12 protein-coding genes and 2 pseudogenes are annotated in these 15,477 nt (G+C 67.6%); 7 read left to right on the forward strand and 7 right to left on the reverse strand.

What is annotated here, in order from left to right:
- Positions 1–10: 10 nt before the first annotated feature.
- Positions 11–835 carry an SDR family NAD(P)-dependent oxidoreductase gene (locus G205_RS10135; protein ID WP_009372935.1) on the forward strand — a complete coding sequence of 275 codons (825 nt, stop codon included), beginning with the start codon at positions 11–13 and terminating at the stop codon, positions 833–835.
- A 122-nt stretch (positions 836–957) separates the two neighbouring features.
- Here G205_RS10135 and G205_RS22720 read toward each other — a convergent pair whose 3' ends face one another.
- Both G205_RS22720 and G205_RS10145 read right to left on the reverse strand, forming a co-directional pair.
- Positions 958–1,725 (reverse strand): hypothetical protein, encoded by a 768-nt coding sequence (locus tag G205_RS22720; RefSeq protein WP_235046855.1) that lies wholly within the window; start codon positions 1,723–1,725, stop codon positions 958–960.
- 122 nt (positions 1,726–1,847) lie between these two features.
- Positions 1,848–3,254 (reverse strand): aminotransferase-like domain-containing protein, encoded by a 1,407-nt coding sequence (locus tag G205_RS10145; RefSeq protein WP_009372937.1) that lies wholly within the window; start codon positions 3,252–3,254, stop codon positions 1,848–1,850.
- A 90-nt stretch (positions 3,255–3,344) separates the two neighbouring features.
- On the opposite strand from G205_RS10145, the gene G205_RS10150 reads away from it, so the two are divergent.
- Positions 3,345–4,187: a DMT family transporter gene (locus tag G205_RS10150; RefSeq protein WP_009372938.1), complete on the forward strand. Its 843-nt coding sequence runs from the start codon at positions 3,345–3,347 to the stop codon at positions 4,185–4,187.
- A 28-nt stretch (positions 4,188–4,215) separates the two neighbouring features.
- Entirely contained in the window at positions 4,216–4,836 is a 621-nt protein-coding gene (locus G205_RS10155; RefSeq protein WP_009372939.1) for an FMN-binding negative transcriptional regulator, read from the forward strand.
- Between the two features lie 7 nt (positions 4,837–4,843).
- On the opposite strand, the gene rlmC is transcribed toward G205_RS10155, so the two are convergent.
- A complete protein-coding gene (rlmC, locus tag G205_RS10160; protein WP_009372940.1) occupies positions 4,844–5,971 on the reverse strand; it encodes a 23S rRNA (uracil(747)-C(5))-methyltransferase RlmC in 1,128 nt (375 codons plus the stop codon).
- Between the two features lie 316 nt (positions 5,972–6,287).
- Here rlmC and G205_RS10165 point away from each other — a divergent pair.
- Positions 6,288–7,723, forward strand: a pseudogene (locus G205_RS10165) (amino acid permease).
- Between the two features lie 146 nt (positions 7,724–7,869).
- Positions 7,870–8,637, forward strand: coding sequence for an IclR family transcriptional regulator (locus G205_RS10170; RefSeq protein ID WP_035752691.1), 768 nt, complete (start codon positions 7,870–7,872; stop codon positions 8,635–8,637).
- 13 nt (positions 8,638–8,650) lie between these two features.
- Here the strand turns inward: G205_RS10170 and G205_RS10175 are convergent, their stop codons facing one another.
- Genes G205_RS10175 through G205_RS10185 form a run of 3 tightly spaced genes read right to left on the reverse strand, consistent with a single transcriptional unit; the run spans position 8,651 to position 10,698 of the window.
- Positions 8,651–9,415, reverse strand: a complete 765-nt coding sequence (locus G205_RS10175) for an IclR family transcriptional regulator (protein WP_009372942.1) — start codon at positions 9,413–9,415, stop codon at positions 8,651–8,653.
- Positions 9,416–9,454: 39 nt separating this feature from the next.
- On the reverse strand, positions 9,455–10,207 hold the full coding sequence (locus G205_RS10180; protein WP_009372943.1) for a cyclase family protein: 753 nt from the start codon (positions 10,205–10,207) through the stop codon (positions 9,455–9,457).
- Positions 10,204–10,698 (reverse strand): YqfO family protein, encoded by a 495-nt coding sequence (locus G205_RS10185; protein ID WP_009372944.1) that lies wholly within the window; start codon positions 10,696–10,698, stop codon positions 10,204–10,206. Before G205_RS10185 ends, G205_RS10180 begins: the two co-directional genes overlap by 4 nt.
- Before the next feature lie 55 nt (positions 10,699–10,753).
- Between G205_RS10185 and mmuM the strand changes: the two are divergent.
- Positions 10,754–11,709 (forward strand): annotated as a pseudogene (gene mmuM / locus G205_RS10190) (homocysteine S-methyltransferase).
- Between the two features lie 56 nt (positions 11,710–11,765).
- On the opposite strand, the gene G205_RS10195 reads toward mmuM, so the two are convergent.
- Positions 11,766–12,260: a hypothetical protein gene (locus G205_RS10195; RefSeq protein ID WP_009372945.1), complete on the reverse strand. Its 495-nt coding sequence runs from the start codon at positions 12,258–12,260 to the stop codon at positions 11,766–11,768.
- A gap of 247 nt (positions 12,261–12,507) precedes the next feature.
- Between G205_RS10195 and G205_RS10205 the strand changes: the two genes are divergently transcribed.
- Complete coding sequence (locus G205_RS10205; protein WP_083875041.1) at positions 12,508–15,468, forward strand: AfsR/SARP family transcriptional regulator; 2,961 nt, start codon at positions 12,508–12,510, stop codon at positions 15,466–15,468.
- Positions 15,469–15,477 lie beyond the last annotated feature (9 nt).

Here is a 15,477-nt window from a genome sequence, read left to right on the forward strand (position 1 = left end):
AGGAACTCACTTGACTCCTCGCACCATCGTGATCACCGGCGCCAGCGACGGCATCGGCGCAGCAGCCGCCCGGGCACTCGCGAAGGCGGGGGAGCAGGTTGTCATCGTGGGCCGCTCCGCCGAGAAGACCCGCGCCCTCGCCAAGGAACTGGACGCGGATTACTTCCTCGCCGACTTCGCCGAGCTGGACCAGGTCCGCACCCTCGCCGCGCAGCTGAAGTCCGACTACCCGCGCATCGACGTCCTCGCCAACAACGCCGGCGGCATCATGGGCAAGCGCACCCTCACCGTGGACGGCAACGAGTCCACCTTCCAGATCAACCACCTGGGCCCGTTCCTGCTCACCACCCTCCTGATGGACACCCTCACGGCCAGCAACGCCAAGGTCATCAACACCGCCAGCGCCGCGAACGGCTTCGGCAAGCTGGACCTCTTCGACCTCACTTCTGAGCACGGTTATTCCACCAACCGCGCCTACGGCACCGGCAAGCTCTCCAACATCCTCTTCACCTCCGAACTGCACCGACGCTACGGCGATCAGGGAATTACGACGGCGGCATTCCACCCGGGCGTGGTCCGCACCAACTTCGCCGCGGAGTCCACCAGCCCCTTCCGGCACGCCTACAAGACCCTGCTGAACCGGTTCATGCTGAGCCCGGAGCAGGGCGCGGACACCATGCTCTGGCTCATCAACGGCACCCCGGGCACCGACTGGATTTCGGGTGCCTACTACGCCAAGCGCGCCCTGGCCAAGGCCAACCCGCAGGCCTACGACGCCGAGCTGGCCCGGGGCCTGTGGGAGAAGAGCGCAGAGCTGGTCCGCGCCGGCGGCTAGAGGTTTCGGCCTGACCGGAATGCGTGACTTTTAGTGTGTCAGCGTTCCAAACCGAGTCGATCCGGGGATTCCCGTCAGCCCATTGAGTCAAAAGTGACGCATTTTGGTCAGGGATCAGTAGATCATTCGCATGCTAAGCCATCGCCGTCCCGGTCCAGGCCATAGATGTCGCTGCCCGTGACTTGTACTGGACCTCGCACGTAGGCTGGCCCATTGCCACTGCCCCCAGCGCAGTCGACGTCCGACGCAATAGGGACGCACCCTGAATAGTTAGGGTCGCATCCTGAAGGCGCGGCAGCCGCCGGTGGTGCCACGTATTGCGGTGCAGGTGCAGGTATTGCGGCAGCCGCTGACGCCGCGGCCGCTTGGGCTGCCGCCGCGTCCTGTGCGGCCTTTTCTTCGGCAGCTTGCCGGGCAGCAGCCTCGGCTGCTGCCGCATCTGCAGCCGCCTTGTCGGCGGCGGCTTTCTCTGCGGCTGCCTTTTCTTCGGCCGCCTTGGCCGCTGCAGCTGCGACGAGCTTTGCCTTGAGGCTCTTGGCCTCCGAAGCCTCGAGCCAGAGAAGTCTGCCGGCTTCGTCTTTGGTGCAGATGTAGGTGGCGCCTTCTGAAGTCCTTTGACTGTCAACGGTGACACAGGACGTCTTGGCGATGGGTGTCGGCTTGGGAGTCGCCGTCGGAGCAGAGCTTGCTGTTGCCGTGTTTTCGTCCGCCTTGACTGCACTGACCGATGCCGGTGCACCTCCGCATGCGGAAACCAATAACGCCAGAGTGCCGGCGATTGATGCCGCGGTAATGCTCCTTCTTACCGTTGTCCGTGCGCCACCGACCCTGGAGATCTCTCCCACATTGTGCCCGCGTTGCGGCTTGCCAACTGCTTTAGTTGTGTTCATTGATGTCCCCAAGGCTTGGTCCGGATGCGAAGCGCAGAGCCAGCGTAGACATCCAACTACGGGCGGAGCCGTGTAAATGATCAAAGCTTGATCAATTCCTTGGTCAACCTTGAAGATGCGTCCTACCCCTGCCTTGCCAGGGCCTCGCCAATGAGTCGGGCGCCCTCCGGATAAGCGCCCGGGTTGGGCCCGGCGAAGTTCAGCCGGACAAATGCCCCGGGGGGTTCCGCGGGGAACCACTCGGTGCCGGCGGCGATGATCACGCCGTTGTCCTCGCAGTCGCGGGTCAGCCGGGGCAGGTCCGTTCCGTCCGGCATACGCAGCCACAGGTTCAGCCCGCCCTTGGGCAGGAGCTCGACGTGGGCCTGCGGAACGTGCTCGCGGATGCTGGTCACGAGGAGGTCCCGCCGCGACTGCAGCTGCTGGCGCAGGCTCCGCAGATGCGTCTGCCAGCCCGGCTGTGTCACCACATCCAGCGCCGCGGCCTGCAGCAGTCCGCTCACGTACATCGACTCCGCCGCCCGGTGGGCCAGGATGCGCTCGCGGGCGGGACCGCGGGCCACCACCGCCGCGACGCGGATGGCCGTGGAAACACTCTTCGTCAGCGACCGGATGTAGACCACGTGCCCCGCATCATCCCTTGTGGCCAGCGGCACCGGATCCGAGGTGATGCCGAAGTCGTGCGCCCAGTCGTCCTCGACCACAAATGCACCGTGCGCGCGGACCACCTCCAGCACCTCCTCCCCGCGCCCCGGCGCCCACTGTGCACCGGTGGGGTTGGCGTAGTTGGGCTGCGCGTAGAACACCCGGGCCCCGGTTTCCGCAAAGGCCCGGGCCAGTTCCGCCGGATCCGGTCCCTCCGGCCCGCTCGGCACCGGAACCACGCGCACGCCGGTCTGGGCCGCGGCAAGGATCGCACCCCAGTACGTGGGCGACTCCATCAGCAGCGGCTGGCCGGCGCCCACCAGCGCCCGGAAAATCGAGCTGAGCCCGCTCTGGCTTCCTGGCAGCACGATCACATCACTCGGCGTCGGGGGAGTGAAGCCGGCAGGAGTAGCGGAACCCAGTTCATGGGCAAACCATTGCTGCAGTTCCGGCATCCCGGCGGCAGGCGGGCGGGACAATGCGGCGGTGCCGCGCGCGGCCCGGGCCAGGGCGCCCCGGACCAGCCGCTCGGGCAGGAGTTCCCGGTCCGGGTATCCGGCGTGGAACGAGATGGCGCTGTTCGGTACATCCCGCATGGTGCTGGAGGAGGGCAGGACCGACGACGGCGACCGCAGCGCCGCCGTCTGCCAGCCGAAGTCGGAGGGCCGGGCCGTCCGGACAGCACGCACGAAGGTCCCCACGCCCGGCCGGCTCTCGATCAGCCCCTGCGCCGTCAGCGCCTGCAGCGCCTTCTGGACGGTCACCGGGCTGGCCTGGTACTCGGCCACCAGTTGCCGGGTGGAGGGCAGCCGGGCACCCGGGGCAGCACCGGAAATCCACTCCCGGAGTGCCAGGACGATCCGCGAACTGCTATCGTTGTTCATGAAAGACAATAGTAGCGCTACCGTCCAAGTCCGCCCACCGGTACCGCCCCGTGCCAAGGCGCAGACCGGCTCTGGTGGGGACTGCTGGGTGTGGCGGCATTTTCCTTCACGGTTCCCTTCACCCGCGTGGCCGTTGAGGGCCTGGATCCGCTGTTCATCGGCTCCGGCCGCGCCGTCATCGCCGCCGGCCTGGCAGCCGCGGCCCTGGCACTCACCCGGCAGGGGCTTCCCCGGCCGCGGACCTGGGCCAGGCTCGCGCTGGTGGCCGGGGGCGTCGTCGTCGGCTTTCCCCTCCTCACCTCCTACGCCCTGACCGCAGTACCCGCCGGGCACGGTGCAGTGGTCATCGCGCTTCTGCCCGCCGCCACGGCCACGGCAGCCGTGCTGCGGACGGGCGAGCGGCCGCCCCTGGCGTTCTGGCTGGTCACCGGCCTCGGCTCGCTGGCGGCACTCGGCTTCGCGTTCCTGCAGTCCGGCGGCATCGGGCACCTGCACTCGGCCGACCTCCTGCTGCTGGGCGCCGTGGCCTGCGCCGCCGTCGGCTATGCGGAAGGCGGCCTCCTGGCACGGGAAGTGGGCTCCTGGCAGACCATTGCCTGGGCCTTGGTCCTTGCCGCCCCGCTGATGCTGGCCCTCGCCGCCGTGTCCGCCGCGGCCCAGCCGCCGCAGGCCACACCCGTCCAGTGGGCCGCCTTCGGCTACCTGGCCGTGGTGAGCATGTTCCTCGGATTCTTCGCCTGGTACCGCGGGCTGGCCGTCGGACCCATCGCCCAGGTCAGCCAGGTCCAGCTCCTCCAGCCCGTCATGAGCATCTGCTGGGCCGCACTCCTGCTCGGCGAGGCCCTCACCTGGAGCACCGCCCTCGGCGGCCTTGCCGTGATCGCATGCGCCGGCGCGGCCGTGCGCGTGCGGCTCAACAGCCCCGCTTCCTGATAACCCCCAAACCCGAAAGGACCAACCCATGTACATTCCCGCCCACTTCGCCGCCGGCCCCGACGCCGTCCTGCACCTTCTGGCCCGCCCGGCGGCGGCCAACCTGGTCACCATGACGGAGCACGGCCTGCAGGCCACACTGTTGCCGTTCGTCTATGTACCATCGGTAGGGGAGCACGGCGCACTGCACGCCCACGTCGCGCGCAACAACCCGCAGTTCTCCAGCCTGCCAAATGGTGAGGCACTCGCCATCCTCCAGGGGCCCGACGCCTACATCTCGCCGTCCTGGTACCCCTCCAAGGCTGAGCATGGGCGCGTGGTGCCCACCTGGAACTACTCCACCGCCCATGTCTACGGCCGGCTGGTCATCCATGACGACGCCGGGTGGCTGGCACGGCACGTCCGGAGCCTGACGGATCTGCACGAGGAAGGCAGGGGCAAGCCATGGAGCGTGGACGATGCACCGGAACGGTTCATCGCCGGGCAGCTGCGCGCCATCGTGGGGGTCGAGCTGCTGATCACCCGCATCGAGGCCAAGGAAAAGCTGAGCCAGAACCGCTCCGCAGCCGACGCCGCGGGAGTCGTCACGGGCCTGCGGGCGGCCGGGCAGGAAGCCAGCGCCGCCGCCGTCGAACGGGTGCGCGGCTGACGGAAGGTCAGCCGGCGCGCTCGAGCAGGACCATCACCTCGTAGTGCATGGTCTGCGGGAACATGTCCAGGACCCGGGCACGCCGGGCCGTGAACGAGGGGAGCGCGGCCAGGTCGCGGGCCAGTGACTGGGCGTTGCAGCTGGAGTAGACAACATGCTGCACGTCCGAGGACTCCAGCCAGCCGCAGAGCTCCTTGCCGATGCCGCGCCGGGGCGGGTTGACGATGACCAGCTCCGGCGAACGGTCCGCCCCGAGAGCAAAGGCCGTGGCGTCGCCGGCCTGGAACCCCACCCGTTCCAGGCCGGCCTCTTTGCTGCTGAGCTTGGCTGAGACGATGGCTTCACGGCTCGTTTCGATCCCGGTGACGTCCCGCCCGGGTCCGGCGCAGTGCAGGGCGAAGCCGCCCACGCCGCAGTACAGGTCCCAGACCGAGGCCGGATCCAGCTCGTCCACCCACTCGCGGCCCTGCCGGTACAGCGCAGCGGCCATGGGGGTGTTCGTCTGGAAGAAGCTTTGCGGCCGCAGGTGCAGGTCCAGTCCGTTGACCCGCATCCGCAGCGTGGACTGCTCCGTCAGCAGGATCTCCCGGTCGCCCTCCAGCACCGCCTTGTGTTCAGGGTGCAGGTTGACCGAGACCACCTTTACCTGCGGCAGCGCGGCTAGGAGCGAGGGGAGGTGTTTCCGGATCCGCGGCAGCAGCTGCTCGGAGCGCAGGACCAGGCGGAGCATCACCTCTCCGTCGGGGGACTCGGTGATGATGATGTGCTTGAGCTCGCCGCGGCGCTGCGGAACGTCATAGGGTGTCAGCCTCGCCTGGCTGATGAATCCGGCCAGCACCGGAAAGCAGTCCAGCAGCCCGGGCGAGCAGACGCCGCACTCGCGCAGGTCCACGCCCTGGCCGTCGGCATCAAGGATCCCGATGGTCGGGTCTTGCGCCGTGCCGCCGACCACCATTTTGGCTTTGTTGCGGAAGCCGGACTCCTGGCTCCCGACGGGCAGCAGCCACTCCAGTTCGGTGTGCGGTGCCAGGAGCATCTCGCAGTGCCTCTGCTTGCCGGCGAGCTGCTCCGCGTAGGGCACGCCCATCTGGGTACAGGAGCGGCAGGCGGCGGCGTCGAAGTAGGAACAATGCATGACCGGACAATTTTACCCGCCCGCGGAAACGGCGACGGCGGCACCCGGCTGAGTGCCGCCGTCGTACGCCGTCCCGGGGCAGTTTGAGGCCGGAAAGTGCTGGATCTGTGCTGGCCGACGGCGTGTCCGTGCCAATGTGCCCCGGTTCCGCAGCTCCAACACGGCACCGCGTAACAGCGTGCAATATAAGCATGCAGCCATGTATTTAGTGACTGTTTCTTCGGTGGTCGTGCTAGTTTCGGCACTGCCGCCGTTCACTTCTTCGGTGACCACTGCCGCAGGCGCGCGGTGCCCCACATCCCTACTGGAGACGCCCATGGAACCCTCTTCACCGCTGACCCTGGCCTCGCCGCCGGTTACATCCCCAGTAGAGTCGGGGCTCCGCCGCTCCATGGGACCTCGGCACCTGGTGATGATCGCCATGGGCGGCGTGATTGGCTCGGGACTGTTCCTGAGCTCCGGCTACACCATCTCGCAGGCAGGCCCGCTCGGCGCCGTCATCGCCTACCTCATCGGCGCCTTCGTGGTGTACCTGGTGATGGCCTGCCTCGGTGAACTCGCCATCGCCTACCCGGTGTCCGGCGCGTTCCACATCTACGCCGCCCGCTCCATCGGACCCGCCACGGGATTCGCCACCGCCTGGCTGTACTGGCTCTGCTGGGCCGTGGCCATCGGCTCCGAATTCACTGCCTCCGGCCTGCTGATGCAGCGCTGGTTCCCGAACGTAGAGGTCTGGGTCTGGTGCCTGGTGTTCGCCGCCGTCCTGTTTGGCCTCAATGCCGTGTCCTCGAAGTTCTTTGGCGAGGCCGAGTTCTGGTTCGCCATCGTTAAGGTGGCCGCAATCATCGGCCTCATCGTCCTGGGCGGCGCGGCCCTGTTCGGCTTCCACCCGCTGAGCGCGGACGGCAGCCACCCCCACCTGTTCGAGAACTTCAGCACCGAAGCCGGCCTCTTCCCGAACGGCTTCACCGGCGTCCTGGTCACCGTGCTCGCCGTCTTCTACGCCTTCTCCGGTTCCGAACTCATCGGCGTCGCGGCGGGCGAAACGAAGGACCCGGCCACCAGCATCCCCAAGGCCATGCGCACCACGGTGATCCGGCTGCTCATCTTCTTCGTCGGCGCCATCACCGTCATCGCCGCCACCATCCCGTACACCGAGGTGGGACTGGACGAGAGCCCGTTCGTGACAGTGTTCTCCGCCGTGGGCATCCCGTTCGCGGCCGACATCATGAACTTCGTCATCATCACCGCACTCCTGTCCGCCGGCAACAGCGGCCTCTTCTCTTGCGCGCGCATGCTCTACTCTCTCGCCGATGAAGGCCACGCGCCAGCGCCTTCAAGAAGCTGACCCGCCGCGGCATCCCGCTGGTGGCACTCGCCGTCAGCATGGTGGGCGGCCTCGCCTCCCTGGTCAGCAGCGTGGTGGCACCGGAGACGGTCTATCTTGTCCTCGTCTCCGTGGCCGGCTTCGCCGTGGTGGGCGTGTGGATGTCCATCACCGCCTCGCACTTCTTCCACCGCCGGGCATTCGTCCGCAGCGGCGGCAACGTGGCGGACCTCGCGTACAGGGCGCCGCTGTTCCCGCTGGTGCCCATCCTGGCGTTCACCCTGTGCGTCGTTTCGCTGGTCGGCATCGCCCTCGACCCCACCCAGGTGGCCGCGCTCTACTTCGGCATCCCCTTCGTGGCCGCCTGCTACGCCTGGTTCTACTTCCGGCACGGACGCAAGGCTGCCGCCGGCATCCAAGGCTAGGCGCGGACGACGGCGGCCGCCCGGCGGGGTGCGTTCAGGCACCTGGCGCAGCGGGCGCCGTCGTTCCTTGTCCCGTTGTTTCCGGATCGGACGTGGCGCGGCCATGGAAGAATGGGGCGGGATTACCGGCCGGGAGGGGCATGAGCGTGGAATCGTCCGCCGAGGCGTCGTCGATGGCACAGGGACTGCGCCTTGTGCGGCTGGTGGCGGACCGGGAAATCCGCGGCCGGCAGCTGCTGGGTGTTTCGCAGCTCGCCGCCGAGCTGGGCATGGACCAGAGCCGGGTCTCGCGCCTGGCCCAGGAACTGTGCGACCTTGGCCTGCTGGAGCGGGCTGACCGCGGCCCGTTCCGGACCGGCCCCCGTTTCTTCACCCTCGCCGCGTCACTCAACACCGGCTGGGTCCGGCAGGCGAAGACCGAGCTCGAGGCGCTGGTGGCCGCCCTGGGCCTCCGGGCAAGGCTCTCCGTCCGGGACGGCTTCCGCGTGATTCTGCTCCGTGCCTCCAGCAACGACGCCGTTCCCGGAAGCTTCGTGAAGCCGGGAATGGTGACGCCGGTGTGGTGCACCGGTGCCGGCCGGGCGCTGTTGTGGGATCTTGACCGCCCCGCCCTGGACGCGCTGCTTGGCGGGGTGAATTTCATCGGGATCGGCGGTCCGGGGGCTGCCCACACCACTGCCGAGGTCTGGGAGCTGATGGAACGGGACCGGGCGGCCGGGTATATTGCAGCCGACCAGGAATTCGAGCACGAGGTGGTGGAGCTCGCCGTGCCCGTGCGGGCTGCCGGCGGCGGCATCACCGCTTCGCTGAGTGTCCTCGGGAGCCGGGCGGAGCTGGGGTCCGGTGCTGCTACCGCCGCCTCGGCCCTGCGTGCCGCCGCCGAGCGGCTTGGGGCTTCTCCGGCCGTCGGCTGATTGGCTTGTGTAGCTAGGCCTGTTGCCGGTAGCCGAGCCGGGCCTCGAGCCACTGTCCCTGCGCCACCAACGCCGCGGCGCAGCTGTCCCGCTTGGGTTCCAGCCGGTCCTTGATGCCCACAATCTGCAGCGCCGCCACCACGTCGCCCTTGAAGTCGCGGACCGGGACGGCCAGGGAGTAGAGTCCCGGCTCGGCCTCCTCATCAACGATCGAGTAGCCGCGTTCCCGCGCTGCCTCCCGCCGGGCAAGGAAGTCTTCAATGCCGGTGGGAGTGTTGGGGCCGTGGCGGACAAAGTCGACGCCGGCAAACACCGTCCGTACCTCCGCCTCCGACGCTTCCCACAGGACGGCCTGTCCGGCGTCACTGCAGTAGGCGGGGTACGGGCGTCCCAGCCAGGATCCCACCAGGTTGCTGCTGGCGGGGACGCTCTCCCCGATGGTGACGGTGCTGTCGCCGTGCAGCACGCCCAGGAAGCAGGCCTCGTCGACAGCTGAGGCGAGGCTGTCCAGCGCTGTGCCGCCGTCGGCCTGCAGCCGGCGTTCGGTCAGGAGCTGGGCGTCGGTGAGGAGCGACCAGTCAAGGGCGTAGGTGCGGGACGTGCGGGAGAGGAACCCCTCGTGCTCCGCGCTGCGCAGGTTGCGGGAGACCTGGCTGCGGTCCCTCTCCAGGTCCGCCGCGATGTCCGCAACGCTGCCGCCCGGAAGCCCTGCTGCATGCCGTGCCCCTACGGCCAGGACGGCCTGTATTCCGCGGCCCATGCTGGAGGTTTTCGACATGGATTTGAGTCTAGTGGAGCGGCGTTCCTGGCCCCCGGTTCAGCAGATGGCAAACACCCGCGCCGGGAACCCGCTGCCTCCCAAAGGCTTGGCCCAGGTTGCGACGACGGCCGCTCCGGCCTCCGGCAGTCCGTCCAGGTTGGCCAGCAGTTCGATCTGCCAGCGGTCCTGCTCCAGCACAAAGGTTTCCAGGCTGAAGTCCTGCCGGGAGGTGGCCAGGCCGGGGTCCGTGTCGGTCTGCTCGTGGCCGACAGCGGCAACCGACCGCTCGTTGAGCAGCAAGGCCAGCACTTCCCGTGACCAGCCGGGCGTGTGGCTCAGCCCGTCAGCGTCACGGTTGGCCATCGCGTCGACGTCCGGCCAGCGGCGGCTCCAGCCGGTGCGGAGGGCCACGAAGCTGCCCGCCGGGATGGTGCCGTTGCGGCTTTCCCAGTTGTGCACGTCCTGCAGGGTTGGGATGGCATCCGGATCGTTTGCCACCCGATGGGAGATATCCAGGACCACCAGGGGCAGGATCATTTCCTGCACCGGGATCCGGTCCAAGGTCCTGCCGCCCCGGATGAAGTGCGACGGCGGGTCCACGTGGGTGCCCCACTGGCCCACGATCGAATACCGGTGGGCGGTGAAGCCGTCCCCCTTTTCGAGGTCGAAGAGGGCTTCCCGCTCTTCATCCGGGAACGCCGCAAAGTGGGGCTGGCCGGGGTGGAAGGCGTGGGTCAGGTCAACGAACCGCCGGCCCGAGAGAACCGACTGCAGTCCTTCCCACAGGGAGGTGGTGAGGGTGTCCGTCATGATGCTGCCGCTCCTTTGGTGATCGGTGCCAGTGCCGTGCTGGTTACGCTGAGGGGTCCTTCCAGTTCAATCACCGGAACTTCCCAGGGGTGGATGTCCACGATCTGCCGCATGAACCGTTCAACGGCTGCGTCCTCCAGGGAGGCAGCGAAGTAGGTGGTGAAGACGAAGGTGGGGGACAGGGTCTGCTCTCCGACGCGTCCCAGCGTTGGGTTGGCTCCCTCTGCGGTGGTGAACCCTTCGAAGCCAAGGCCGGATTCGAACACGTGCTTGTAGTTGCCAAAATCGCCCAGTTCCTGGAACTGTGCCAGGGCCTGGAGCAGGGCTGCGATGCCCGGATCGTTCCGGAAGGCGTCCGCTTCCCCCTTGGCCAGCTGCGCAAACGTGGTGCCGCTGATGGGCCAGTGGACGCGCAGCTTGCGCACCGCGTGTAGTTGAACGTCCAAGAACCAGTCCTCTTTCCTTCCGCCGGGCTGGCGGATGCCTGCCATCGTGGCAGAAAGAAACAATCATTACAAGCATAAGAAAATGCGTATTATGACTACTATGCCTCTGAATGCGCCGTTGTCCACCCTGCTGGAATCCGGGGAGCTCCTTCCCGCCGACGGCGCCCTGGCGACAGAGCTTGAGGCCCGGGGCTGCAATCTTGACGACCCGTTGTGGTCTGCCAAAGTCCTGCTCGAACAACCCCACCTGATCAAGGACGTCCACCGCGACTACTTTGCGGCGGGAGCGAGGATCGCCACCACAGCCAGCTACCAGGCCACGCCCCAGGGGTTTGCCCCGCGGGGAATGAGTGAGCGGGAGGCACTGGACCTGGTGGCCCTGTCGGTCCGGCTTGCGGACGAGGCCCGCCGGGAGCACCTTGCCGCCCATCCGGAGGCCAAGCCGTTGCTGGTTGCCGGCTCGGTGGGACCTACGGCGCCTATCTTGCGGACGGTTCCGAGTACCGGGGGGACTATTCCCTGGCTCCCGCAGAATTCCGCGACTTCCACCGTCCGCGGATCGCAGCCCTCGTCGGCGCCGGTGCCGACGTTCTCGCATGCGAGACGCTCCCGTCCTTCGCCGAGGCTGAGGCGCTCCTGGCACTCAGCAAGGAGTTCGGCGTCGAGGCCTGGTTTTCCTTCTCGCTCCGGGACGGCGGGCACATCAGTGACGGCACTCCGCTGACGTCGGTGGCCACACTGCTCGACGGCGAGGCCACCGTGGCCGCCGTCGGCGTGAACTGTGTGCCGCTGGAGCTGGTCACCCCGGCGCTCGCCGCCCTGGGGGCGGCCACCAGCAAGCCGCTGGTGGCCTACCCCAATTCAGGCGAGACGTACGATCCCGTCACCAAGACCTGGAGCCCTGCCCCACCGTCCGACCCCGCAGGGCTTGGGCATCCGGCCAACCTTGCCGAGGGCAGCGCAACCTGGCAGGACCTCGGTGCCCGGATCATCGGCGGGTGCTGCCGGACAACCCCCGGCGACATCGCGGCCGTCGCGGAACGCCTGCGGGCGTAGCTCTGGCGGTACGCCCGCGGCATACTTACCAGGCAGCATGTTCCCATGCTTCACGGTTACCCAAGCAGGGCACACAAGTCCGTCACCCGGCCCGTGCCCGTGAACTTACCCCCAACCTCATCTTCGTTCTCATCCAAGATCCAGCTGACCGTCCCGATCGTGAGGAAGACGCCCACTGGATGGTCGTTTGCGTCCGGCACCGTGATGAAGTTGCGGCCGGTTGCAGTGAACAGTTGATTTCCATTGCTGAGGGGCGTTGTATGCGTTAGCCCCGCCGTGCCTTCGAAGGTCACAGACTCTCCGGATTCACCGGTGACTGTGATGCTCACGCCAGGCCATATGGTCTTCGTGCGGCCACCCGGCAACTCGATGACTGCGTACTTCCCGGCCGCAGCGACGGTCAATTCGGAGTCCGGACAGGGTACGGCGAAAGTGCCGGTGGGAATTTCTTCAAATGAACGTTCTGCAAGCGCAGGCTGGGCCGGCGCCACGAGTGCGCCAGTTGCAAGGGCTGACAACGCCAGGCTGCGGATAATGCTGGTGGTTTTCATGGGACGTCCTCTCGGAGATGGCTGATGGTGAGCCAAGGATTGCCCCCCTCACTTAACCGGCCCTTAATTGGGGGCCCCCTTTATTGGTGCAAACCATTGGTCCCCTGATCCCGGGGGAGCATGATGGGGGTGATGCGGCTGGCTTCCGGGCCAAACCGGATCACGGGCAGGCGCTCTGGGGTCGCTCGTCGATGAGTTCCGTCGGAACCGGCTGGAAAGTCCGGGGCTGCGGCTGGTCGGTTGAGGAGTGCTGTGCGATGGTTGCGTTGCGGATACGGGCCTTGGGCCCGTCGACGTCGTCATTGCCGGTGAACCGGTCCCCGTGCGCGCCGCGAAGCTGCGAATAGTCCTCGAATGCCTGGCGTTGCGGGCAAACTGCGTGGTCAGCTCCGATTTCCTGGCCGAGGCCCTTTGGGACGGCCATCCCCCCGCGCAGCCGGGCCCTCAGCTGCAGGTCTACATTGCCAACCTGCGACGCATCCTCGAACCCGACCGGCCCAAAGGAGGAGCACCACAGCGCATTGCCAGCCGCCCCGGCGGGTACTCCCTGTCCGTAACGGCAGACGAACTGGACATCCTGCAGTTCCGCGAACTCATCTCTGCAGGGGAACAGGCTGTCGAGGCGGGCGACCTGGTTGGCGGTGCGGAACGCCTCCGCGCGGCCGTGCAATTGTTCACCGGCCTGCCGTTCCCGGATCTTGCCGACGCGGAGCTGTTCCAGCCGGAGCTGGACCAGTTGGAGGAAGCACGGCTGGATGCCTACCAGGATCTCGCCGACGTCGAACTTGCCCTGGGCAGGCATGGAAGCCTGGTGCGGGAGCTGCAGCGGTTGGTGCAGGAGCATCCGTACCGGGAACGGCTGTGGGCAGCGCTGGTCGTTGCCCTGTACCGCTGCGACAGGCAGGCCGACGCGCTGGCCGCCTGCCGGGAAGCACGGCGGGCCTTCACAGCCGGCCTGGGCATCGACCCGGGCGCGAGACTGCGCGAGCTGGCGGCGCTGGTCCTCCGGCAGGATGCATCGCTGGACGCCCCCGCCAGCGAGGGGAACCCGCGGGCACGGCAGCGCCTGGACAACCTGCCCAACGAACTGACACCCCTGGTGGGCCGGGAAGCGGAATTGGGGGAGGTGTGTTCGCTCTACCGGAAGGAAGGCTGCCGGCTGGTGACTGTCACGGGGCCGGGCGGAACGGGTAAGACCCGGCTGGCTTTGGCCGCTGCCGCGCAGCTTCGCGAGCGGATGGCCGACGGCGTGGGCTGGGTCAACCTGGCACCGCTCACCCAGGTGGAACAAGTCCCGGGTGCCATCGCCGCCACCCTGGGCCTGGCGGACCGGGCAGGGGAGGACCCGCTCAAAGTGGCGTCCCGCTTTCTCCGGACCCGCCGGCTCCTGCTGGTACTCGATAACTTCGAGCACCTTGAGGAGGCCTGGCCGGTGGTGCTCGATATGCTCACGGCGGCCCCTGACCTCCGGATACTTGCCACCAGCCGCCGGCGTCTTGGACTCCGTGCCGAGTATGAGTATGAGCTCGCACCGCTGGCTTTGCCGCCGATCGACCCGCCGGCGCCTTTGCCGGAACTGCGTGAGGTCCCGGCCCTGAAACTCCTTGTCGCACGCGGGCGGGCAGTACGGCCCCATTTCGATATCGACCAGGACAACGCCGGTGTACTGATCCGGCTGTGCCATCGCCTCGACGGGCTGCCGCTGGCCATCGAACTTGCGGCAGCCCGGCTGCGGGACCGCAGCGAGGAAGACCTGTTCCACGACCTGGAATTCAACCTTGCAGAACTGCCCGAAGCGTTCCGTGACCTCCCCGACCGTCAAAGGACACTTACAGCCACCCTTGCCTGGAGCTACGAGCTGCTGGGTCCCCAGGAACGGCGCCTCTTTGACCAGCTCGGCGTCTTCGCGGCCGATCCGGCCGAAGTTGCCGTGGGCGGAGTATGCAGCGGGGTTGCGGATACGAACACTTCGATCGGGGTTCTTGCGCGCCACAGCCTGCTGCGCAGGTACAGGGATTCCATGGGAACGAGCCGCGTGTCCATGCTGCATTCGATCAGGGAGTTTGCCCGGAACCGGCTGGCACAGCTGGCGGACGAGCAGGCGCTCCGGTGCCGGCACGCAGACTTCTACCTCCGGCTTGCCCGGACGCTTGGGCCCCGGCTGTGGGGCCACGGAGAGCATAAGGCCTTTCGGCTGTTGACGGCCGATGCCGCAGAGCTGCGGTCCGCACTGCTGTGGGCTGCCGGACCGGGCGGATCGAAGGACGTTGCGCTGCAACTGGTGGGCGAGCTGTGGCACTACTGGGAGCTGACGGGTGATGTTACCGAGCAATACCGGATTGCCGTGGAGCTGGTGGAGGAAACTGAAGGGGTCCCGGCAGCCGTCCTGGCACCGGCGCTCAGCGGCGCGGCCACGCTGTGCTGGACGGTGGGCAGGAACGATCAGGCGACCCGGTTCCACTCCAGGGCTTATGATGCGTTCCGCGAAGCAGGCAACAGCAAGGGCGTCGCCTGGACGGTCATGTGCCTTGCCGTCCAGGAAGCACAGCGCAGCGAGATGGCAACCGCGGAGCGGCTCGCCATGGACGCCTTGTCGGCTCCAGGTGCCACTCTTCGTACGCAGGTGGCGGCCCTGGTGCTCCTGTCGCGGATCGCTTTCTACTCCGGTGACCATCCCCGGGCGCTGGAACTATCGCGCGAGTGTGCCGCCCTCGCACGGCCCATGGGGGACAGATGGCTCCTTGGCATAGCATTGACCAACTTCGCCGAAAGTCTGCAGCACACCGGAGACTTCGGTGCGGCCGAAACCCTGCTGACGGAAGCAATTGCGGGTGTGGTGGAGCTCGGGGCGCAGGGAAACCTGGTGGGCTACCTGGAATCCCTTGCCGGAGTCCACGTGGAAAATCAGCGGATCGAACCTGCCATCCGGCTGCTGTCCGCTGCCGACGCCTACCGTGCTGACCATGGGCTTCCGCTGGTAACCGACGAGCGGCGCCGCGTCGAGTCCATTATCGAAGCCGCACGGAACGGCGCCGGTCCCGTCAGGTTCGGCCTGGCATGGGCTGCAGGAAGGTCCTTGACGTTGACGCAGGCTGCGGACGAGGTGCTTCGCGGCAGGAGCAGGCGGGATGGCTCCCTGCCTGTCGATGGCCATGCGGATCCGGTGACCTACGCCGTCGACGATCTTCCTGACACGGCACCCTGGTAGCCCGGGCGC

Source organism: Arthrobacter nitrophenolicus (assembly GCF_000332815.1).
Lineage (GTDB): Bacteria > Actinomycetota > Actinomycetes > Actinomycetales > Micrococcaceae > Arthrobacter > Arthrobacter nitrophenolicus.